The sequence below is a fragment of the Janthinobacterium sp. 78 genome, assembly GCF_003096775.1.
GTDB lineage: Bacteria > Pseudomonadota > Gammaproteobacteria > Burkholderiales > Burkholderiaceae_D > Janthinobacterium > Janthinobacterium tructae.
Map to the genome: position 1 here is coordinate 4949444 of NZ_QENT01000001.1, position 21713 is coordinate 4971156.

The 21713-nt window shown below is 64.5% G+C and carries 16 protein-coding genes; 6 read left to right on the plus strand and 10 right to left on the minus strand.

Annotation, left to right across the window (positions count from 1 at the left end):
* Positions 1-4: 4 nt before the first annotated feature.
* Together C8C92_RS21815 and C8C92_RS21820 are read right to left on the minus strand one after the other, a co-directional pair.
* Positions 5-601 carry a class I SAM-dependent methyltransferase gene (locus C8C92_RS21815; RefSeq protein ID WP_116746085.1) on the minus strand — a complete coding sequence of 199 codons (597 nt, stop codon included), beginning with the start codon at positions 599-601 and terminating at the stop codon, positions 5-7.
* Between the two features lie 37 nt (positions 602-638).
* Positions 639-1529: a DMT family transporter gene (locus C8C92_RS21820; RefSeq protein ID WP_116745215.1), complete on the minus strand. Its 891-nt coding sequence runs from the start codon at positions 1527-1529 to the stop codon at positions 639-641.
* Positions 1530-1631: 102 nt separating this feature from the next.
* Between C8C92_RS21820 and C8C92_RS21825 the strand changes: the two genes are divergently transcribed.
* Both C8C92_RS21825 and C8C92_RS21830 read left to right on the plus strand, forming a co-directional pair.
* On the plus strand, positions 1632-2411 hold the full coding sequence (locus tag C8C92_RS21825; protein WP_116745216.1) for a helix-turn-helix transcriptional regulator: 780 nt from the start codon (positions 1632-1634) through the stop codon (positions 2409-2411).
* 81 nt (positions 2412-2492) lie between these two features.
* Positions 2493-4961: a tetratricopeptide repeat protein gene (locus C8C92_RS21830; protein ID WP_116745217.1), complete on the plus strand. Its 2469-nt coding sequence runs from the start codon at positions 2493-2495 to the stop codon at positions 4959-4961.
* Here C8C92_RS21830 and C8C92_RS21835 read toward each other — a convergent pair.
* Genes C8C92_RS21835 through C8C92_RS21850 form a run of 4 tightly spaced genes read right to left on the minus strand, consistent with a single transcriptional unit; the run spans position 4958 to position 7483 of the window.
* Positions 4958-5608, minus strand: a complete 651-nt coding sequence (locus tag C8C92_RS21835) for a heme-binding beta-barrel domain-containing protein (RefSeq protein WP_116745218.1) — start codon at positions 5606-5608, stop codon at positions 4958-4960. The genes C8C92_RS21830 and C8C92_RS21835 overlap by 4 nt on opposite strands.
* A gap of 56 nt (positions 5609-5664) precedes the next feature.
* Positions 5665-6063, minus strand: a complete 399-nt coding sequence (locus C8C92_RS21840) for a hypothetical protein (RefSeq protein ID WP_116745219.1) — start codon at positions 6061-6063, stop codon at positions 5665-5667.
* A gap of 2 nt (positions 6064-6065) precedes the next feature.
* Positions 6066-6869, minus strand: coding sequence for a type I methionyl aminopeptidase (gene map / locus C8C92_RS21845; RefSeq protein ID WP_116745220.1), 804 nt, complete (start codon positions 6867-6869; stop codon positions 6066-6068).
* Positions 6870-6883: 14 nt separating this feature from the next.
* Positions 6884-7483 (minus strand): TetR/AcrR family transcriptional regulator, encoded by a 600-nt coding sequence (locus C8C92_RS21850; RefSeq protein ID WP_116745221.1) that lies wholly within the window; start codon positions 7481-7483, stop codon positions 6884-6886.
* A gap of 123 nt (positions 7484-7606) precedes the next feature.
* Between C8C92_RS21850 and C8C92_RS21855 the strand changes: the two genes are divergently transcribed.
* Positions 7607-9121, plus strand: coding sequence for an AMP nucleosidase (locus tag C8C92_RS21855; protein WP_099762827.1), 1515 nt, complete (start codon positions 7607-7609; stop codon positions 9119-9121).
* A 7-nt stretch (positions 9122-9128) separates the two neighbouring features.
* On the opposite strand, the gene C8C92_RS21860 is transcribed toward C8C92_RS21855, so the two are convergent.
* From C8C92_RS21860 to C8C92_RS21875, 4 genes are all read right to left on the minus strand, one after another.
* The gene (locus C8C92_RS21860) at positions 9129-9599 is read right to left on the minus strand and encodes an RES family NAD+ phosphorylase (RefSeq protein WP_116745222.1); all 471 of its coding nucleotides are present in this window, start codon (positions 9597-9599) and stop codon (positions 9129-9131) included.
* Entirely contained in the window at positions 9596-10072 is a 477-nt protein-coding gene (locus C8C92_RS21865; protein ID WP_243420321.1) for an antitoxin Xre-like helix-turn-helix domain-containing protein, read from the minus strand. Before C8C92_RS21865 ends, C8C92_RS21860 begins: the two co-directional genes overlap by 4 nt.
* Positions 10073-10205: 133 nt before the next feature.
* Positions 10206-10676: a DUF1854 domain-containing protein gene (locus tag C8C92_RS21870; RefSeq protein WP_096237265.1), complete on the minus strand. Its 471-nt coding sequence runs from the start codon at positions 10674-10676 to the stop codon at positions 10206-10208.
* 2 nt (positions 10677-10678) lie between these two features.
* Positions 10679-12961: an ABC transporter ATP-binding protein gene (locus tag C8C92_RS21875; protein ID WP_243420322.1), complete on the minus strand. Its 2283-nt coding sequence runs from the start codon at positions 12959-12961 to the stop codon at positions 10679-10681.
* Between the two features lie 467 nt (positions 12962-13428).
* On the opposite strand from C8C92_RS21875, the gene cphA (C8C92_RS21880) reads away from it, so the two are divergent.
* From cphA (C8C92_RS21880) to C8C92_RS21890, 3 genes are all read left to right on the plus strand, one after another.
* Complete coding sequence (gene cphA / locus C8C92_RS21880) at positions 13429-15606, plus strand: cyanophycin synthetase (protein ID WP_099762824.1); 2178 nt, start codon at positions 13429-13431, stop codon at positions 15604-15606.
* A gap of 79 nt (positions 15607-15685) precedes the next feature.
* Entirely contained in the window at positions 15686-18256 is a 2571-nt protein-coding gene (cphA, locus tag C8C92_RS21885) for a cyanophycin synthetase (RefSeq protein WP_116745223.1), read from the plus strand.
* A 193-nt stretch (positions 18257-18449) separates the two neighbouring features.
* Positions 18450-21593, plus strand: coding sequence for an EAL domain-containing protein (locus C8C92_RS21890; RefSeq protein ID WP_243420323.1), 3144 nt, complete (start codon positions 18450-18452; stop codon positions 21591-21593).
* Positions 21594-21713 lie beyond the last annotated feature (120 nt).

Consider the following 21713-nt stretch of genomic DNA (forward strand, 5'->3'; position numbering starts at 1 on the left):
TGAATCAGTTGCCGGACTTGACGGCGATGAATTCGCCCTTGCCGACAGTCGCCAGGCAGGCCGTATAGCGGCTGTCGGCGCGGATGGCGTCAAGAAACGGCGCCATGTCCGCGTAATGCGAACTGGCGTTGTCGACCACCAGCACGCCACCGGCCGCCAGCGCGCGGTCCAGCTGCGGCCACCATAGGGCATATTGCTGGCGCGCGGAATCGAGGAAGATGAAATCGTAGGCGCCATCGGCCGCATCGCGCAGCACGTCGCCCGCGTCCGCCAGCAGCTGCTTGACCACGCCCTGCAATTGCGCGCGCGCAAAGTTGGCATGCGCCATGTCGAACTTATCCTGCGCCTTTTCCACCGTCACCACGCTGCCGCCCAGCGAGCGCGCCGCGCGCGCCAGCCACAGGGTGGAATAGCCGTTCGAGGTGCCGATTTCCAGCACCCGGCGCGCGCCGCGCGCATGCACCAGCACGGCCAGCAATTCGCCCGTGTCGCGCGTGATGTTGAGCATGCGGCTGGCGCGCTCGGCATGTTCAGCATCATTGGCCAAACCGAACGCTTCCAGTTCGTCCAGCAGGGTATCGATGGTATCGGCGCTTGCCATGATGGCTCCTTTGCAAAATACCAGCATAGCAAAAATACTATGCTTGTGCGCGCCTCAATGGACGTTTCAGGGTTTGCACCATCAGCACGCCCAGCAGCGTCACGCCGCCACCGATCACATCATAGCTGTGCAAGGTTTCCCCGAGGAACAGCATGGCGATGATCACCGTGAACACGGGCAGCAAATTCATCAAGGTCGTCGCGCGGCTGGGGCCCAGCTTGGCCAGGCCGTGCATCCACAAGAACGGCGCGATGATCGAGGCGGGGATGCCGGCAAACAGCACCAGCGGCAAGCCGGCGCTGGTGACGGGCGGCGCAGACTGGCTCAGGTAATACACGAACAGCACGGGCACGGCGCACCAGACCTGGATCAGCAAGGAATGCCAGTTATTCATGGGAATCTTCCAGCGCTTGAGCAACACGCCGTAAGCCGCATACGACAGACAAGCCAGCAGCATCAGGGCATCGCCCACGGCCGCGCCATGGGCGAGCAGCGCGGCCGGGTCGCCATGGCTGAGCAGATAGCCGAGTCCCAGCAGCGACACCAGGCCGCCGAACACGCCGCCCACGGTGGGCGCCTCTTTCAACACCAATACGGACAGGCCCACGGCCAGCAGCGGCATCATCGACGCCAGAATGCCCATGTTGGTGGCCGTCGTCGTCTGCGCGGCGATGTAGGCCAGGCACTGGTACATGACCATGCCCAGCATACCCAGCACAAACAGTTTCCCCAGATACGGTTTCACCACGGACCGCTGCTTCCACACGGGGCGGGCAAACACGAGCGCCAGCAGCACGCCGGCCAGCAGCCAGCGGTAAAACGAGATGGCGGCCGGGTCGATCACGCCGACAGCCATCTTGCTGACGATGGTATTGATGGCCCAGATCAGCACGGCAATCACGGGAAACAGATAATGCTTGGCTTTCATGCAAGTAACTCCACTATTCAATGACCGCCATTTTCGCATGGTCTGATTCCATGGATATAATGAAAATCGGACAAACGATGCGAAGAACAGGACAAAGACTCCATGGCCAGCAACCAGCATTTCCCCGCCGTTTCCGACACCCTGCCCTATCCCGTGTACTTTCGCCTCGACGATTACCACGCGCACCAGCAATTCGATTACCAGAGCCATCCCTGGGGCCAGCTCACGTATTGCTCCACGGGCGTGATGGAAATCATGGTGGCGGGCCAGCGCTATCTGTCGCCGCCCCAGTACGCCGTGTGGATACCGCCCGAGACCTTGCACGACGGCTATATCCGCCAGGATGTCGTGTTTCACTCGGCCTACATCGATGCCAGCCTGTGCGACCGGCTGCCGGCGCAGCCGTGCGCGCTGGTATTGAGTCCCTTGCTCAAAGCCATACTTGGCGACTTCGCCGAAAGGGGCGTCACCACGCCCACCACCGAGGCCGACCAGCGCCTGGCGCAAGTGCTGGTCGACCAGTTGCAGCTGGCGCCGTGCAGCCGCAACTACCTGCCCGGCAGCGACGAGCCCGTCATCGCGGCGCTGCTGGCCGCCCTGCAGGCGGAGCCGGGGAGTAACCGCTCACTGGCCGAGTGGGCCGCACAATTGCATGTGACCGAACGCACGCTGGCGCGCCGCTGCCAGCGCGAACTGGGCATGCCGTTCGGCGAATGGCGCCAGCGCCAGCGCTTCCTGGCGGCCCTGCCCCTGCTGGAACAGGGCGACACCGTGCAGGCGATCGCGCTGGAACTGGGCTACAGCACGGCCTCGGCCTTCATCGCCATGTTTCGCCGCCAGAGCGGCGGTACCCCGGACCAGTTCCGCCGCGGCCTGCGCTGAAAAAGCCGGTCCGCTTTGTCATGCTTTGTCATATGAGGATGCTAAAATCCAAACATCTTTCCAGAGAGCAAAAGGACGCGCATGAACCCCAGCACCGAGACGGCCCATGACACCCCAGGCAGCGAGGATGCGCCGCAGGTGACGGAGACAGCCGTGACGGCGCCAGCGCCCATCCGCCTCGACAAGGAAGACATCCCCACCGTGCTGGGCAAGCTGCGCACGCTGGTGCAGGACAAGACGCGTTTCGAGCCGCAGGACATCACGCCGCTGGGCGAGGAAGATGTGCTGCAGGATTTTTCCCTGCAAGCCAATTACGCGCTCGAAGCGCGCTTCGAGCAGCGCGTCATCAATGGCTACTTCGCGCCATCGGGCAATGACACCCGCTGTCAGGGTGGCCTCCACGAGGTGGGAGCGCTCGCTCACGCGCAGGAGAAGGAGCGGCTGCGCCGCGCGGCGGGCAAGCTCGACAATGCCTTGCGCCAGGCGGGCCAGGCCTACAATGGCATCGAGGCGGGCGTCTACCTGCCGCACGCCGTCAAGTACTGGCACCTGGACACCTGCAACAACTGCTCCGGCAAAGGCCGCATCAGCTGCCACACCTGCCACGGCTTGACCACGGAAACCTGCTGGAGCTGCCACGGCGGGCGCACCGTCAGCTGTGACGCGTATGGCTGCTACGGCAGCGGCAAGGTGTCGTGCTCGTATTGCAGCGGCAGCGGCTCGGTCGCCGAGCAAGTCACCGATTACGTCACGGTGCAGGTGCCCACGACCACCTACAGCAACGGCAGCTCGCACACCAGCTACCACAGCGAAACGCGCACGCAATACCGCACCGAGCATCGCAATTGCTACCATTGCAGCTACGGCAAGGTCACGTGCAACAGCTGCCACGGTTCCGGCAACATCAATTGCGGCACTTGCCGCGCCAGCGGCAGTGTCACCTGCCGCACCTGCAGCGGCGTGGGCGACTTGCGCTGCAACCCGTGCGACGGCTCCGGCAAGGTGGGCAAGGCGGCCTGGGTCGATGTGCACGTGGCACCCGGCTACAGCGTCAGCCTGCCCAAGCAGGCGCCCGACGACGCGCGCCGCATCCGCGACAAGGAGAGCGTGCACTCACTGGCGGCCATTGCCAGCAGCCTGGCCCTGGCGAAAGTGAGCATTTACAATGAAGACGAGCCGCAGGAAGTCGACGCCCTGTACGGGGGCAAGCTGCGCATCGTGCGCCTGGATGCATCGTGCAACGCCGAAAAGCACCACCTGGTGGCGTACGGCACCGACTTGCGCTGGCTGACCCTGGACGACATCGTGGAAAAGCTGCTGCGCGGCGACCTCAAGGCGCTCAGCGACGCGCTGGCCGGCAGCGCCGACGATGGCCTGTTCTCGGCCCACGTGCAAGGGTTGTTGACGCCGCTGCGCGACGTGGCCGCCTCGGAACTGAATGCGGACGTGATCGAGTCTGTCCTCAGCGGCGACGCTGACCACGCGCACGTCGATGTCGTCTCCGCCGAATATGCGCAGAATGTGCGCACCTGCGTGCTCGGTGCCTTGCGTCAGGTCTACACGCGCTTGGCCAAGCAATTCTGGTGGAAAAGCGCGCTGGCCGCGCTGGCCGCCGCCATCGCCACCTGGTTCTTTGCCGGACGCGGTGCCGCCGCCGTCGCCGGCCTGCTCGTCACGGGCGCCGGCTACTGGCTGTTCAACCGCAAGGTAAAAAGCGTGCTGAGCGAGGCGCTGGGCGGCGAGCAGCAAGCCGCACGCGCCATGGGCATCGCCGGCAAGGGCCGCCGCAACCAGCTGGCGCACGTGCTGATCCTCGCCCCGGCCAGCCTGGCCGTGCTGGCCGCCAGCTATGGCTTGCCCGTGCGCGTGCGCCCCGCTCAGCCACCGCAGCAGGCGGCCATGGCCTCGGCGCCCGTCGCGCCGCATGCACCGGCCGTCGTACCGCCGGACGCGAGCAGCGCCAAGGCCGTCAAGCTGTACGAAAATGGCGACAAGGTGCAGGCGCTGGCCATGCTGGAAAGCCTGGTCGGCAAGGGCGACGCGGGCGCGTATGGGCTATATGGCTGGATGCTGCTGATGGGCGAAGGCAAACCCGGCCCCGCCACCGCGCCAACGGCGCAGCAGCGCGAAGCGCGCCAGGTGGCCGCCAAGCCCCTGGTCGGCAAGGGCTTGCTGAAAAACGACAGCTATGCGCTGACGGCGAAGGGCGTGATGCTGGCCGAAGGCTGGCAAGAGCCGCGCAACATGGCGCGCGGACTCGACTTGCTGAAACAGGCCGCCAACAAGGGCAATGCGCAAGCCATGCACTTGCTGGGCCTGTACCACGTGCGCGGCTACCAGATCCCCGTCAACCACACGGAAGCGCGCAAATGGTTCACCCAGGCCGCCGACAAGGGCAGCGCGGGCGATATCTACAATCTTGGCCTGATGGATTGGGAAGGCGCTGGCTTGAAACGCCCCGACCGCGCCAGCGCCATGCAGCGCTGGAAGATCGCCGCCGCCATGGGCGAAGAGCGCGCCATCAAGGCCGTGGCCCAGGGACAGCCTTAGGCGGCGGCTGCCGCCAGCGCCTGCAAGGCCATCGGGTTTGGCGTCGGCTCGGCGACTTTTGTCAGCAGGTTGCGGTCCGTGTGGTGGAACGGCTCGTCCTTGCCGCGAATGAGCATGACCGTGTCTTCATCGTAGCCCCAGGTGCCGTCGGCGTGGATGTCGACCTTGATCCGGTATTCGACGGTGGTGAACGCGTGTTCGAGGAAGGGGTTCGAGCAGATGCCGTAGGCCGTCGAATCGCGCCTGGCCACCAGTTCGAAACTGGTGGCATCCGCCGTCGTCGTGCCGGACGCCATGGCGATCTGGCCGCGCGGGATGGCCAGGGTCTGGATCACGGCGCCCGTGGCCGGCTCCCACAGCCAGTAACCGACCTGTTCATGGTAGGTTTTGACCTGGTCCGGCTTGGTGATGTGGATGTAGTAGCGCAAGCCGTAGAACAGTTGCGGGCCATTGGTGACGGGGTCGATCGGCTGCAGTTCGATGCGCTCGACGAACGCCTGCTTGCGCGGACCGTCCGCTTTCGGCTTGACGTCCAGGCCGCGCGTGCCCGTCCAGATGCCGGCCATGCCGGTCAAGGGGCCCAGGTTGTTCAGGGTGTGCACGTCGGCAGACGGCTCGGTGTAGATATCTTCGGGAAAATCGCTCATGCGGAAGTCTTCAAAATGGGGCAACAGTGCTTGCCGCCATTGTAAGACCCACGCCGCTATCCGGGAAAGAGCGCGATGTGGCGCTCGATGAACAGCAAGGCGGCTGTCGCCAGCGCGGGGCGCTGCGCCTCGAACACAGTCGCGTCGCGCGCCTGCAGCAAATTAGCCGCCACCTCGGGCAGCAGCAAGTCATCGGCGATCAGCCCCGCCACCGCGTCGATATTGACGTACAGGGCGCTGTCGTAGCCTTCCCAGTCCACATAGGCCAGCCACTCGGCCAGCGTCACCACGCCAGCGACGGGCGGGGCCAGGGCCGCGATGCGCTCCAGGCGCAGCACGCTGTCGCTACGGATGCCTTCCTGCTGCAAGACGGCCAGCGCCACCTGCTGCAGCGCGTCTTCGGCGTCGTGCCGGTGCCGCTCCAGCAGGCGCTGCGTCAGGCCGGCGCTATCCATCGTCAGACCAGGGGATCGGTCGAACCGGTCAGGGTGAAGATTTCAAAGCCCGTTTCCGTCACGGCCAGCGAATGCTCGAACTGCGCCGACAGCGAGCGGTCTTTCGTCACCGTCGTCCATTTGTCGGGCAAGACCTTGACCTGGTAGCTGCCCACATTGAGCATCGGCTCGATGGTAAAAATCATGCCCGGTTCGAGCACGATGCCCGTGCCGGCGCGGCCATAGTGCAGCACTTGCGGCGTGTCGTGGAAGACCTGGCCCACGCCATGGCCGCAGAAGTCGCGCACGGAAGAAAAACCCTGCGCCCTGGCCACCGCTTCGATGGCTGCTCCCACGTCGCCCAGGGTGGCGCCCGGGCGCACCGTGTGGATGCCGGCCATCATGGCGTCATACGCCGTGTTGACGAGGCGGTTGGCCAGGATGGAGACGGCGCCCACCTTGAAGGTGCGGCTGGTGTCGCCGAACCAGCCCTGGAACTTCGGCGTCACGTCGATGTTCAGGATGTCGCCCACTTTCAGGATTTTCGTTTCCGACGGGATGCCGTGCGTGACCACGTGATTGACGGAGATGCAGCTGGCGTGCTTGTAGCCGTGGTAGTCGATGGTGCCGGGGATGGCGCCGGCGGCGCGCATGAATTCTTCGCACAGGGCGTCGAGTTTGGCCGTCGACACGCCGGGTTTGACGAAAGGCGCGATGTAGTCGAGCGTATCGGCGGCGATGCGGCCGGCCGCGCGCATGCCGATGAAACCTTCTTCGTCGTGCAGGGGGATTTTCTTGCCGTGTTCAAGCTGGGTGGAATAGCGCATGGATGTCTTCTTGGTTAATGTGATGTGGCATGTAAGGCCCAGCCGCGCACGGCGTCGTGCGAGGCGCGCAGCATGGCGTCGACACTGGCCGGTATCGGTCGCTCCTGGGTCAGGTAAGGCTTGACGACGGCCACCGGTGCGTCGATCAGCACGAATTTGAGCAGCATGTGATCGAGGTCCAGTTCCGTGGTGGCGGGCATGGCTTCGGCGCAGCGCACAAAACAGGCATCGAGCGCCGCCTGCTCTTCTTCGACGGCGGCCAGCAATTGCTCGCTGAGGCCACTGCTGAAATCGGGGCTGTCCGCGCATTGCAGCAGGAAGCGCGCATACACGGGCTTGCGCCGGCACCAGTCCAGCAAGCCGTGCACGCCGGCCCAGGTATCGCCACCGAGCCAGCGGCTGGCCACTTCCTCGCGGAAGTCGCTTTTCACGCGCAGCCAGGCGCGCGCCAGGATGGCGTTGCGCGAGTCGAAGCGGTGATACACGGAACCGATGGGCGCACCAGCCTTGACGGCGATGGCGGCCATCGACACGGCGCCCACGCCGCACTGGGCAGCGACGGCAATCGCGCTGTCGATGAAGTTGTTTTCGTTGAATTTGGCGAGTCTGACCATTCAAATAGAATACAGATTCTATTTGAATTCGTCAAGCGGCCCAGAAAGGCAAGAAACGCGTTCAACGCGAGATGCCCCGCTGCCTTACAATGGTATGCACGAACCGCTACAAGGAGAATCCGCTTGCTTACGCCCCCCTTCATCGCCTCCTCCCGCTTCGACGATCCACGCCTGGCGTTGGAACAAGTGCAAGCCATTTACCGCAGCAGCATCGAACACCTGCGCGATGCGCTGCAGCGCTTTGTCGCCGGCGAAGACATGCACGAGCGCGTACGCGCCTGCTACCCCTTCGTGCGCATCCAGACTGACACCGTGGCGCGCGCCGACTCGCCGCTGGCCTACGGCTTTGTCGCCGGTCCCGGCGTATTTGAAACCACCCTGACGCGCCCCGACCTGTTCGGCGACTATTACCTCGACCAGTTCACCCTGCTGCTGAAAAACCATAACAGCGGCCAGAATGTCCACCTGGAAGTGGGCGTGAGCGCCCAGCCCATCCCCGTGCATTTTTCGTTCGCCGAGCATGACCATATCGAAGGCAATATGGATGCGGGCCGCCGCCTGGCCATGCGCGATCTGTTCGACCTGCCCGACCTGTCGGCCATGGACGATGGCATCGCCAACGGCACGCACGAACCGGCGCATGGCGAAGCGCAGCCGCTGGCCCTGTTCACGGGGCCGCGCGTCGATTACTCGCTGCAGCGCCTGCGCCACTACAGCGGCACCTCGCCGCAGCATTTCCAGAACTTCGTCCTGTTTACCAATTACCAGTTCTACATCGACGAATTCATCCGCCTGGGGCACGCCATGATGGAGCGCGCGCCCGATGCGCAAGCACCGTCGGACGACGACGGCTACATCGCCTTTGTCGAACCGGGCAACGTGGTCACGCGCCGCGTGGGACAGACCGTGGAAAGCGACGATGCGCTGGGCGCCGCGCCGCCGCGCCTGCCGCAGATGCCCGCCTACCACCTGCTGCGCGCCGATGGCAGCGGCATCACCATGGTCAATATCGGCGTGGGACCGGCCAATGCCAAGACCATCACCGACCATATCGCCGTGCTGCGCCCGCACGCCTGGCTGATGCTCGGCCATTGCGCCGGCTTGCGCACCACGCAAAGCCTGGGCGACTACGTGCTGGCGCATGCGTATGTGCGCGAAGACCATGTGCTCGACGAAGACTTGCCGCTGTGGGTGCCGATCCCGCCGCTGGCGGAAATCCAGCAGGCGCTGCAAACGGCGGTGGCGGAAATCACCCAGCTGACGGGGCATGATTTAAAACACATCATGCGCACGGGGACGGTGGCCAGCACGGACAACCGCAACTGGGAACTGCTGCCGCAGCGCACGCCGGAGCGCCGTTTCAGCCAGAGCCGCGCCATCGCGCTGGACATGGAAAGCGCGACGATCGCCGCCAACGGTTTCCGCTTCCGCGTGCCGTACGGCACCCTGCTGTGCGTCAGCGACAAGCCGCTGCACGGCGAAATCAAGCTGCCCGGCATGGCCAACCACTTCTACCGCGAGCGGGTCGACCAGCATTTGCGCATCGGCATCCGCGCCGTGGAACTGCTGCGCCGCCAGGGCGTGGACCGGCTGCACAGCCGCAAATTGCGCAGCTTTGCGGAAGTGGCGTTTCAGTAAGCGTGCATCAAGGGAAAAAGCGGGGATCGTAGCTCCACCGCCGGACGGTGCTGGCGGTGACCGCTGCGGCATCGGCATGGCGGGGGTTGAGCAAGACATTGTATTCGTCGGGCACGATCACGGAAGGCACCAGCAGCAAGGCGGATTTTCCCGCTGCAATCCAGCCATCGCCAGCCCGCTTGCCCGACAAGCCGGCCGGTATGGCGTCCCAGCCACCAGGAAAGGGATCGAGTTCCTGGCGCGCGTTCCACACGCCATCGGGAATGGCGATACGCACCAGGTAACGGTTGAACGGCAGGCCGCCGCCCCGCAGGTAATGGACGGTTTCCAGGGTGGCCAGGGCGATACTCGTTGAGCAATACACGACGGGCGCGCCCTTGCTGTTCCAGCGGCCGCCCGTGATCCTCGCGCCGGTGCCGCTCAGGTCACTGGCGGGATAGGCTGGCGTCTCGACGGCAATACGCCAGAGCACGTTCATGCATAGGCTCCGCTCTGCGTCATGGACAGCAATTCCGCCACCAGTTTTTGCCCCTCGAAGGTATCCATGTAGCTGGCCGGCGTCGCTCCCGCCAGCGCAGGCAGCGGCTTGCTCAGCCAATCGGAGACCCAGCGCGCAGCGTCAAAGCCGGCGGGATCGCCCGATTGTTCGACCATCGCCTGCACCATGCCGATCAGGGTTTCAACACCCAGTACGCGCTCCGATTCATCCTTCGACAGCAAGCTGGCGTCTTTTTCCTTGCGGCTGATGGTGGCGCGCGACAACCCCAGGCTGGACAACAGGAATTCCTTGCTCATGCCCATGCGCGCGGACAAGCGACTGATCGTCGAAGCTGGAATGCCCCGCCGTATCAGCGCAATGCGCGCATCAGTATCAAAGCCGTACAGCGCCATGCCTTCGTACAGGGCCCTCGCTTGCTGAGCCGGAACGGGAGCATCAATGTGTCGTTGCATAATCATCTCCTTTAAGACGATAGTATAGCTCAAATGAGGCAACCCACAAGGAAAGCACAAGGTCAAAAAAAATGCCGCCCAGCGCAAGCTGAACGGCATGAGCGGCGGCACTGCACCGCATTCAGGGCGATTCCTACAGGAATCGATCCAAAATCTTGCGCGTCGTCTTGTCGATATTAAACATGTCGCGTATCAAAAAGTGAATGCCGTGGTTGTCGGCGATCAGCAGCGACGTGGCGCCGATGCGGCGGATGTCTTCCTCGCCCTTCAGCACGAATTGCGTCTCGCCCCGGTCCGTGTCGACATGCCAGGTGCACGGCGTGGCGAAGCTGGAAACGCTTTTCACGCGCGCGATCTCGGGCATGAATTCGCGCCCTTCCAGCTCTTCCTGCAGCAGGCTGCGCGCCGGCTCCGGCAAGGTGTCGAGGCGCTCGATCCACGCCACTTCCTTGCCATTGCCCAGCACCAGTGAAATGCCTTCGTCGGGCGACTGGATGGGGAAGGCGCGCACGGGCGCCACGCCTTCAAAAACCTGGCCGTCTTCGGCCGTCATGACCAGCTTGCCGAAGGTGTCGCGGCTTAATGTAAAAGTTGTACTGGCCATGCTTATTCCTTGTCATCCAGGGCGAGTTCGTTGTTGCGCGCCTGTGCTTCGTAGAGGCGGAAATAGGCGCCCTCTTTCGCCATCAGTTCATCGTGACTGCCCACTTCGACGACCTGGCCGCGATCCAGCACCACCAGGCGATCGGCCCGGTGCAGGGTCGACAGCCTGTGCGCAATGGCGATCGTCGTGCGGCCTTGCACCAGGTTGTCGAGCGCCTTCTGAATTTCTTTTTCCGTTTCCGAATCGACCGACGATGTCGCTTCATCCATGATCAGGATGCGCGGGTCGATCAGCAGGGCGCGGGCGATCGAGATGCGCTGGCGTTCGCCGCCGGACAAGCCCTGGCCACGCTCGCCCACCATCGAATCGTAGCCTTGCGGCAGGCGCAGGATGAATTCGTGGGCATGCGCGGCGCGCGCGGCGGCGATGATCTCCTGGCGCGTCGCGTGCGGCTTGCCGTAGGCGATATTTTCCGCGATGGTGCCGAAGAACAGGAACGGCTCCTGCAGCACCAGGCCGATATTGCGGCGGTAGTCGGACACGGCGAACGAGCGGATATCGACGCCATCGAGCAAAATCGCCCCTTCCGACACGTCATAGAAGCGGCAGATCAGGTTGACCAGCGTACTCTTGCCCGAACCGCTGTGGCCCACCAGGCCGATCATCTCGCCGGCCTTGATGTTCAGGGTGATGCCCCGATTGACGGCGCGGTTGCCATAGCGGAAACCGACTTCGCGCAGGTCGATGCGTCCTTCGATTTTGTCCAGCTTCACCGGTTGCGCCGGTTCCGGCACGCTCGACACGTGGTCGAGGATGTCGAAGATGCGCTTGGCGGCGGATGCCGATTTCTGCGTCACGGAAACGATGCGGCTCATCGAGTCGAGGCGGCCATAGAAACGCGTGCTGTAGGCGATGAAGGCGGTCAGCACGCCGACGGTGATTTCGCCGCGCGACAGCTGCCAGATGCCGAAGCACCAGATGACCAGCAAACCCATCTCCGTCAGGAACGAGACGGTGGGCGAGAACAGCGACCAGACCTTGTTCAACTTGTCGTTGACGGCCAGGTTGTGCGCGTTGGCGTCGCGGAAGCGTGCCGCTTCGCGTTTTTCCTGCGCAAACGCTTTGACTACACGAATGCCGGGGATGGTATCGGCCAGCACGTTGGTCACTTCGCTCCACACGCGGTCGATCTTTTCAAAGCCCGTGCGCAGGCGGTCGCGCACCAGGTGGATCATCCAGGCGATGAACGGCAAGGGCGCCAGGGTCATGATGGCCAGCCACGGGTTCATCGACCACAGAATGACGCCCGTCATGATGATCATCAGCACGTCGGAAGCGAAATCGAGCAAATGCAGCGAGAGGAAGACGCAGATGCGGTCGCTGCCGCTGCCGATGCGCGACATCAGGTCGCCCGTGCGCTTGCCGCCGAAAAATTCCAGCGACAGTTTCATCAGGTGTTCATACGTGGCCGAGCGCAAATCGGCGCCCATGCGTTCGGACACCAGGGCCAGCACATACGTCTTGCCCCAGCCCAGCAACCAGGCCAGCAGGGCCGAACCGAGCAAGCCGCTCATGTAGTACACCACCAGCCATGGGTCGATGTGCTTGCCGTTTTGATACGGGATCAGCACATTGTCCATCAGCGGCGCCGTCAGGTAGGGTGGAATCATGTGCGCGGCGGTGCTCAGCAGCATCAGCATGAAACCCAGCGCCAGCTGGCCACGGTAAGGGTGGGCGAAGCGCCATAGGCGGAACAGGGTCCAGGTGGACGGCGGCGTGTACAGCACCTTGGCGCAGATCGGGCACTCTTCCTGCTCCGGCTCCAGCGGCGCCTTGCAACTCGGACACACTTCCTGCTCCGCTTGCAGCACGGGCTGGCCCGTCAGGTGGCTGTCGAGGCGCTCGACGAACTGTTCCAGTACGCGGATCGCATGCAGGTTCTGCCCCAAAGTGAAGCGCCACGCCGCCAGGCGGCCGTGGTCATCGAACAGTTCCAGGTGGCCGACACCGGCGTGGTCGTGGTGCGTCAGGCGCAATCCAGGACGAAAAGACCAGCTTTTCCAGTCGCTATCGCCCGGTGAACGGGCCAGCAAACGCTTCTCGGTGACAACAATTATGCCTTTTGTGAAACGTAATCGCGCATCGAGGTCAACCTCAACGCTACTTAAAACGTTCTCCCCTGGAGAAAGGTTGCTCTCCACCTCCGCCAGCCAGGCTTCTGCTACCGGCGCCGGCAGCGAGGTGAGGGGAATAGTTGTTGCAGGAACACTCGTTTCAGTTGTCATCGTAAAGCATACTCCGGCTCGAGGCCAAGCCCTTCAGGGCGGGATTTGGGGGATGGGGCAGACGCCCGATCAATGTTTGTGTACTGCGCGATGGCGAGGTAGATGCACCAGTGGCAATTTCCTGTATTGTATCGAATGGATGCCTGCCGGTAAGGAATGATGGCAAAACGGCGCAAAAAAATGAGCGGCCATCGACCAGCGGCAAGTATACAACAGCGCGCTGTTGCGCAAATGCTCCAGCTTGGCCCGGAGTCGGTATCTTTATAACAAGTACAGCAACAATTAGTAACAATTAGAATGACAACAGCAGCAGAATACGAGAAGCAAACGCGACAAGGGACCGCTAAAAGTGGCACACTGCGCATACCCGGGATAAAGAACCAAGCACGAGCCTGAAAAGACTCTGTAGAGCCACCATAAAGTATCTGGCGCCCAGACGCCTGGCTTGTTATCAAGAAACCACTTACATGATCAAGAAGAAGAACATCGAATTTGCCCGCGTCACCCACTTGCGCGGCCCCAACATCTGGACGTATCGCCCAGTGATTGAAGCCTGGGTCGACATCGGCGAACTGGAAGACTATCCATCCAATACCCTGCCCGGCCTGTACGAGCGTCTGGTGGCGTGGCTGCCCGGCATGATCGAACACCGCTGCGGCGTGGGCGAACGGGGCGGCTTTTTCGAGCGCCTGCGCGAAGGCACCTGGTCGGCGCACATCCTCGAACACGTGGTGCTGGAATTGCAAAACCTGGCAGGCATGCGCACGGGCTTCGGCCAGACGCGCTCGACCAGCCAGCGCGGCGTCTACAAGATGGCTTTCCGCACGCGTGAAGAGCACGTGGGCCGCGCCGCCCTGGCCGCCGCGCGCGAACTGCTGATGGCCGCCATCAACGATGAAGCCTACGACCTGGAAGCGGCCCTGGCGCCCCTGCGCGACATGGTCGATGCGCGCTGCCTGGGCCCGAGCACGGCCAGCATCGTCGATGCGGCCACCGAGCGCGGCATCCCTTCGCTGCGCCTGAACGACGGCAACCTGGTGCAACTGGGCCATGGCGCCGCGCAGCGCCGCATCTGGACGGCCGAAACGGACCGCACCAGCGCGATTGCCGAAGGCATCGCCAGCGACAAGGATCTCACCAAATTCCTGCTCAAATCATGCGGCGTGCGCGTCCCTGAAGGCAGCCTGGTGCGCAGCGCCGAAGCGGCCTGGGAAGAAGCGCAAGACATCGGCGTGCCTGTCGTGGTGAAACCGTATGACGGCAACCATGGCCGCGGCGTGTCGCTGAACCTGATGACGGAAAGCGACGTCAAGGCCGCCTATGAGCTGGCCGCGCGCAAGGGCGACAGCTCGGCCGTGCTGGTGGAAAGCTTCATCACGGGCGACGAACACCGTCTGCTCGTGGTCGGCAACAAGCTGATCGCGGCTGCCAAGGGCGAATCCTTGTGGGTCGACGGCGACGGCGTCTCCAGCGTGCTGGAACTGGTCAACACGCAGATCAATACCGACCCGCGCCGCGGCGAAGGCGAAGATTTTCCATTGGGCACCGTCAAGCCGCACGAATCGGGCGAAATCGTGCTGGAACTGCAGCGCCAGGGCATGACCGCCCTGTCCGTGCCGCAGGCGGGCCAAAAAGTGCTGATCCAGCCGAACGGCAACGTGGCCATCGACGTCACGGACGACGTGCATCCGTCCGTCGTGCATGCGGCCCTGCTCGCCGCGCGCGTCGTCGGCCTCGATATCGCCGGCATCGACCTGGTCACCACCGACATCACGCGTCCTTTGGCAGAGCAGCGCGGCGCCATCATCGAAGTCAATGCCAGCCCCGGCCTGCTGGCGCACATCAAGCCGGGCGTGGGCCAGAGCCGCCCTGTCGGCGCGGCCATCGTCGACCACCTGTTCGCGCCCGAGGAAACGGGCCGCATTCCGCTGATCGGCGTGACGGGCACGCGCGGCGCCAGCCTGATCGTGCGCATGCTGTGCAAACTGCTCAATCTGTCGGGCCTGCACACGGGCGCCGTCTGCAGCGAAGGCATGTACCTGGACCAGCGTCGTGTCGTCAGCAGCGATTGCGTGAACTGGGACGCGGGCCAGCGCCTGCTGCTCAACCGCACCGTGCAGACGGCCCTGTTCGAGAGCAATCCGCGCATGATCCTGGCCGAAGGCCTGGCCTATGACAAGTGCCAGATCGGCATCGTCACCGACATGGGCAGTCTCGATAGCGTCAAGGATTTCGACGTGCTCGACGATGCTGGCCTGTACAAGGCCGTGCGCAGCCAGGTCGACGTGGTGGTGCCGACGGGCGTGGCCGTGCTGAACGCCGCCAACGCCCACGTGCTGGAGCTGGCCGAACTGTGCGATGGCACGGTGACCCTGTATGCGCAGGATGGCAGCTTGCCGGCCATCGCGGCGCAACTGGCCGCCGGCCAGCGCGCCGTGTTCGTGCGCGGCAACCATATCGTGCTGGCCGAAGGCGGCATCGAAACGGTCTTGCTGTGCCTGGATCTGCTGAAGCCGGCCACGGCCGGCAACGTCGACAGCGTGCTGGCCGTCGCGGCCGCCGCCTGGGCCATGCACCTGCCTGTCGATCTGATCTGCGCGGGTTTGCGCACGTTTGACGCCGCACCCGGCTGCATCGGGAATTGATCGGCAACAGGCAAAGCAGCACTCAAGCCCGGCCAGGACGGCCGGGCCCACAAGAACACAACAGGATTACGGTTTAATTATGGAAGTATCTCGCGTACGGGCCTTGCGGGGCCCTAATCTCTGGAGCCACGACACCGCCGTGGAAGCCATTGTTTCCTGCACCACGCAGGAACTCGACATCGCCCAGTTGCCCGGCTTCGAAGCCCGCCTGCGCGCGCGCTTTCCGCAACTGAGCCCGCTGCAACCGCTGGGCAATTACAACGCCGCGCCGATGGCGCAGGTGCTGGAACTGGCGGCGCTGGGCCTGCAGGCGCAAGCCGGCTGCCCCGTCACCTTCAGCCGCACCACGCCGACCCTGGAAACGGGCATCTTCCAGGTCGTCGTCGAATACTCGGAAGAAGCCGTCGGCCGCCTGGCCCTGGAACTGGCGCAGCAGCTGTGCCGCGCCGCGCTCGACGATGCGCCATTCGACCTGGCCGGCGCCCTGCACCAGTTGCAGGAACTCGATGAAGATGTGCGCCTCGGTCCTTCGACGGGCGCCATCGTCAACGCCGCCGTGGCGCGCAACATCCCGTTCCGCCGCCTGACCGAAGGCAGCCTGGTGACGTTCGGCTGGGGCAGCAAGCAACGCAAGATCCAGGCCGCCGAAATGGACGGCACCAGCGCCATTGCCGAAGCCATCGCGCAAGACAAGGAACTGACCAAGAAGCTGCTCGATTCGGCCGGCGTGCCAGTGCCGCACGGCCGTGTCGCCATCGATGCGGACGATGCCTGGGCCGCCGCCTGCGAGATCGGCCTGCCCGTCGTCGTGAAACCAAAGGATGGCAACCAGGGCAAGGGCGTCACCGTCAATGTCACCACGCGCGAACAGCTGACGGCCGCCTTCCTCGCGGCGCAGGAATTTCGCGACGATATCCTCGTCGAACGCTATCTGCCGGGCCACGATTTCCGCTTGCTCGTCATCGGCAACAAGATGGTGGCAGCGGCCCGCCGCGACCCGCCGCAAGTGGTGGGCGACGGCCAGCACACGGTGCGCGAACTGGTCGACCAGGTCAACCTGGACCCGCGCCGCGGCAGCGGCCACGCCACCTCGCTGACGAAAATCCGCTTCGACGACATCGCCCTGGCCAGCCTGGCCAAGCAAGGCTATGTGGCCGAATCCGTGCCGCCCGTCGGCCAGCGCGTAGTTTTACGCAATAACGCCAACCTGTCGACGGGCGGCTCGGCCACCGACGTCACCGTCGACGTGCACCCGGAAGTGGCGGCGCGCGCCGTCGCCGCCGCGCACATGGTGGGCCTGGACATCTGCGGCGTGGACGTGGTCTCCGAAAGCATTCTGAAACCGCTGGAAGAGCAGAACGCCGGCATCGTCGAAGTGAACGCCGCGCCGGGCCTGCGCATGCACCTGGCGCCGTCGTTCGGCAAGCCGCGCCCCGTGGGCGAAGCCATCATCGCCGCCATGTTCGCCGAGGGCGACGATGGCCGCATCCCCGTCGTCGCCGTGACCGGCACCAACGGCAAGACCACCACCGTGCGCCTGATCGCCCACCTGCTCACCACCTCGGGCCTGCGCACCGGCATGACCAACACCGATGGCGTGTATATCGAAGGGCGCCAGATCGACAGCGGCGACTGCAGCGGTCCGCGCAGCGCACGCAACGTGCTGCTGCACCCGGACGTGGACGCGGCCGTGTTCGAAACGGCACGCGGCGGCATGCTGCGCGAAGGCCTGGCCTTCGACCGTTGCCAGGTCGCCGTGGTGACCAACATCGGCGCCGGAGATCACCTGGGCCTGAACTACATCACCACCGTGGAAGACCTCGCGGTACTCAAAAGAGTGATCGTGCAGAACGTGGCCGACAGCGGCGTGGCCGTGCTGAACGCCACCGACCCTGCCGTGGCGCGCATGGCCAAGAATTGCAGCGGCACGGTGACCTTCTTCGCCGCCGACAAGACGCATCCCGTGATGGCCACGCACCGCGCGCAAGGCAACCGCGTGGTGTACGTGGAAGATGGCAATCTGGTCGCCGCACAGGGCAAGGAACGCCACGAAATCGCCCTGTCGCAAGTGCCGATCACGCGCAATGGCGCCATCGGTTTCCAGGTCGACAACGTCATGGCCTCCTTGGCCGCCGCCTGGGCCGTGGGCCTGGACTGGAAAACCATCGCGCTGGGCCTGAAAACCTTCGCCAATGAAGCCGACAATGCGCCCGGCCGCTTCAATGTGTTCGACTACAAGGGCGCCACCTTGATCGCCGACTACGGCCACAATCCGGACGCCATCCTGGCGCTGGTGCAGGCCGTGGAAAGCATGCCGGCCAAGCGCCGTTCGGTGGTCATCAGCGGCGCCGGCGACCGCCGCGACGAAGACATCCGCCAGCAGACGGAAATCCTCGGCGCCGCCTTCGACGACGTGCTGCTGTACCAGGATCAATGCCAGCGCGGCCGCGCCGACGGCGAAGTCGTGGCGCTGCTGCGCCAGGGCTTGAACGGCGCCAAACGCACCAGCCATATCGATGAAATCAACGGCGAATTCGTCGCCATCGACAAGGCCCTGGCGCGTTTGAATGAAGGCGATCTGTGCCTGATCCTGATCGACCAGGTGGAAGAAGCGCTGGCGCACATCGCCAAGCGCGTCGCCGAAGCGTAAGCACCACATCACTGCACACGAGGGCGGCCTGCGGGCCGCCCTTTTTATTGGCGCGCGCCGCCTCCCTGTGCGCACCGGCATGGTGCAAAAGCCCCCTTGCAAGCTTGTAAATTCAGGCATGAAAATTGCTCATAAGAAAACATAAATGAGCTGACGAGAAGGTGGGGCACGCATGGTGGGCAGAATCTCGCGCATGATCGGGAAATTGACGGTGGGGCGCAAACTGGCGCTGATCTATTTGCTCGACCTGTCCGCCGTCATCTTCATTTCCGGCATCCTCATCAACGAAAAATACATCGCCATCGATTTCTCGCGCAAGGAGATGGCGGGCAACGACTACATCGCCGCCATCCGCGATGCGCTGCTGCCACTGACGCGCAGCACGGCGCACGCGGACGCGCAAGCGGCCGCCATCGAGCAGGCCGAGCGCCAGTTCGGCGCGGGCATGCGCAGCGCGCAATTGAGCGGGCAATTCGCCACCCTGCTGCGCCAGGCCGGCGGCACGCCAGCGGCGCATGACGGCCTGGCGCCCGCGCCCGCCTTTGTGGCCGGACGCGCACTGCTCACACGCGTGGGCAACCAGTCGAACCTGATCCTCGACCCGGACCTGGACAGCTATTACACCATGTCGCTGGTGATCCTGCGCTTTCCCGAGCTGCTGGAAGTGATCAACAGCACGCACGCCCTGGCCCTGCAACTGGCGACAGCCGAAGGCGCGCAGCGCCAGCGCCTGCAGACGCAGTTCCTGATCCTCGAAGGGCGCATGGACGCCACCATGGGCGGCATCGGCAGCGACTACACGGAGGCGTTCGCGGCCAGCACGCCGCTGCTGCGCCGGCACCTGGACGGTTCGCGCGCGGCCCTGCAGCAAGCCGTGGCGCAGTTTCGCGCCAGCACCCAGGCGCTGGCCGGCACGCCGGCCCATGCCGATGGCAACGCCGCACTGCTGCGGCACGATGCGGCGGCCGTCGCGGCCCTGCAGCGTGCCTGGCGTGCGGCGGAACACGAATTGCACCGCCTGATCCAGCTGCGCGTGGACGGCTTTTTCACGCGCATGTGGCTGCATCTGGGCACGGCCGTGCTACTGCTGCTGATGATACTGGGCCTGGTGTTTTTCGTCGCGCGGCAGATCGCCCTGCCGATCCGCCGCCTGGCGCGCGTGGCGCAGGAAGTGCGCGAAACGGGCGACCATAGCCTGCGCGCCATCTGGGACAGCGAAGACGAAACGGGGCGCCTGGTCAGCGCCTTCAATACCATGCTGCAGCAGCTCGACTTCCAGCGCATGGCGCAGCAAGACCTGGTGGCGCGCGCCAGCGCGGCCGATGCGCAGCGCCAGCTGGTCGACGCCATTCCCATCCCGCTGATGGTCACCTCGATCCCGCATCACCAGGTGCTGCACGCGAACCAGGCCGCGCACGCGTGGCAGGGCAGCCTGGAGCTGGACCCGTGGGTGGGCGGCATGAGTCCGCAGGCCCGTTCGCGCTTCTTCCAGCGCTTGAGCGACCTGGGCGCCGTCGATGAATTCGAGGTGTGCTGGAGCGGCGGCGGCACGCCCACCTGGGCCTTGATTTCCGCGCGCCTGATCGACTACCAGGGCCAGCGCGCCGTGCTGTCGACCTTCACGCCGATCAACAAGATGAAGCTGATGGAGTCGCGCCTGGAACTGTGGGCCAAGGTCTTCGAGGCATCGGCTGAAAGCCTGATCGTGATGGATGCCGACATGCGCATCATTACCGTCAACCAGGCCTTCCGCCGCCATTCGCTGTACGACATGGTGGAGCTGATCGGCAAGCGCCCGGCCTTCCTGCTGTCGCCGGACAACAGTCCCGAGCAGCTCGACAGCCTGCGCCAGACCCTGGCGCGGCGCGGCTACTGGCAGGGGGAAATTTCGGTGCAGCGCAAGTCGCTGGAAAGCTATCCCGCCTGGCTGGTGATGAACGCCGTGCGCGACCTCGATGGCGTCACCACGCATTTCATCGCCAGCTCGCTCGACATCAGCGAACGCAAGGCCAGCGAGCGGCAGATCGAGCACATGGCCCATCACGACGCACTGACGGGCCTGGCGAACCGCCACGTGTCGAAACTGCGCCTGGCGGCCGCCATCGCGCAGGCGCGCCGCAGCGGCGAAAAAGTCGGTGTGCTGTTCGTCGACCTGGACCGCTTCAAGCACGTCAACGACGCGCTGGGCCACCATGTGGGCGACGCGCTGCTGCAATCGGTCTCAAAGCGCCTGCTGCAGCTGGTGCGCGAAGGCGACACCGTCAGCCGCCTGGGCGGCGATGAATTCGTCATCATCCTCAACGGCATCGGTGACGCAGAGGCCATCGGCGCGCTGCTCGACACGCGATTGATACCGGCCATGCGCCAGCCGCACCAGGTGGAAGGCAGCGCGCTGTATGTTTCGTGCAGCGTGGGCGTGGCCATCTATCCGGACCACGGCGACGACATGGATACCCTGATGCGCCACGCCGATGCGGCCATGTACCAGGCCAAGAGCGGGGGGCGCGACCATGCGCGCATGTTCACGCCGCAGATGCAGGAGCAGCAGTTGCAGCAGCTGCACCTGGAAAGCGACCTGCGCCACGCCATCGAGCGGCAGGAACTGGTGCTGTACTACCAGCCGCGCATCGATGCGCAGAGCAGCCGCGTCAATGGCGTGGAAAGCCTGATCCGCTGGCAGCACCCGCAGCACGGCTTGATCGCGCCCGACAGCTTCATTCCCGCCGCCGAGGAATCGGGCCTGATCGTCTCCATCGGCGCATGGGTCATCCGCGAAGCGTGCCGCCAGCAACTGGCCTGGCGTGAGGCGGGCACGGGCGACATCGCCGTGTCGATCAACCTGTCGGCCATCCAGTTGAAAAGCGGCACCCTGGTGGCGACCTTGCGCGAGGTGCTGCGCGAGTTTCCCGTCACGCCGGGACAGATCGAATTCGAACTGACCGAATCGATCCTGATGGACAACGTGGACGACACCATCGCCACCCTGCACGCCATCAAGGCGCTGGGGTTTGCGCTGTCGATCGACGACTTCGGCACCGGCTATTCGAGCCTGAACTACCTGTGCCGCTTCCCGCTCGACAAGCTGAAAATCGACATGAGCTTCGTGCAGGACATCCACGGTTCGCCGCAAAACCTGGCCGTGACGAAAACCATCATCGGCCTGGGCCATACCCTGGGCTTGACGGTCACCGCCGAAGGTGTGGAAAGCGCAGCCGATGCCGACGTGCTGCGCCACGCCGGCTGCGATGAATTGCAAGGGTATTACTTTGCCCGCCCCATGCCGCAGGCGCACTTCATGGCCTGGCTGGCGCACAGCGACGCGCGCTGCGCCGCCTGACACCTCCGCTGCGGCACGCGCCGGATTCGACAACGCGCAGTGCGCCGCCAGGGCGCATGAATGCTGCAGGGATACCGGAATCGGTATTGACATCGCAAAAGAAGTCATTTGTGGGGCAAA

Excerpts from the sequence above, each read along its gene's own strand:
- C8C92_RS21815 (WP_116746085.1), bottom strand. The coding sequence starts at position 601 with ATGGCAAGCGCCGATACCATCGATACCCTGCTGGACGAACTGGAAGCG.
- C8C92_RS21835 (WP_116745218.1), bottom strand. The coding sequence starts at position 5,608 with ATGAGCGATTTTCCCGAAGATATCTACACCGAGCCGTCTGCCGACGTG.
- C8C92_RS21875 (WP_243420322.1), bottom strand. The coding sequence starts at position 12,961 with ATGACAACTGAAACGAGTGTTCCTGCAACAACTATTCCCCTCACCTCG.
- C8C92_RS21890 (WP_243420323.1), top strand. The coding sequence starts at position 18,450 with ATGATCGGGAAATTGACGGTGGGGCGCAAACTGGCGCTGATCTATTTG.
- cphA (WP_116745223.1), top strand. The coding sequence starts at position 15,686 with ATGGAAGTATCTCGCGTACGGGCCTTGCGGGGCCCTAATCTCTGGAGC.
- C8C92_RS21825 (WP_116745216.1), top strand. The coding sequence starts at position 1,632 with ATGGCCAGCAACCAGCATTTCCCCGCCGTTTCCGACACCCTGCCCTAT.
- C8C92_RS21840 (WP_116745219.1), bottom strand. The coding sequence starts at position 6,063 with ATGGATAGCGCCGGCCTGACGCAGCGCCTGCTGGAGCGGCACCGGCAC.
- C8C92_RS21870 (WP_096237265.1), bottom strand. The coding sequence starts at position 10,676 with ATGGCCAGTACAACTTTTACATTAAGCCGCGACACCTTCGGCAAGCTG.
- map (WP_116745220.1), bottom strand. The coding sequence starts at position 6,869 with ATGCGCTATTCCACCCAGCTTGAACACGGCAAGAAAATCCCCCTGCAC.
- cphA (WP_099762824.1), top strand. The coding sequence starts at position 13,429 with ATGATCAAGAAGAAGAACATCGAATTTGCCCGCGTCACCCACTTGCGC.
- C8C92_RS21865 (WP_243420321.1), bottom strand. The coding sequence starts at position 10,072 with ATGCAACGACACATTGATGCTCCCGTTCCGGCTCAGCAAGCGAGGGCC.
- C8C92_RS21850 (WP_116745221.1), bottom strand. The coding sequence starts at position 7,483 with ATGGTCAGACTCGCCAAATTCAACGAAAACAACTTCATCGACAGCGCG.
- C8C92_RS21820 (WP_116745215.1), bottom strand. The coding sequence starts at position 1,529 with ATGAAAGCCAAGCATTATCTGTTTCCCGTGATTGCCGTGCTGATCTGG.
- C8C92_RS21860 (WP_116745222.1), bottom strand. The coding sequence starts at position 9,599 with ATGAACGTGCTCTGGCGTATTGCCGTCGAGACGCCAGCCTATCCCGCC.
- C8C92_RS21830 (WP_116745217.1), top strand. The coding sequence starts at position 2,493 with ATGAACCCCAGCACCGAGACGGCCCATGACACCCCAGGCAGCGAGGAT.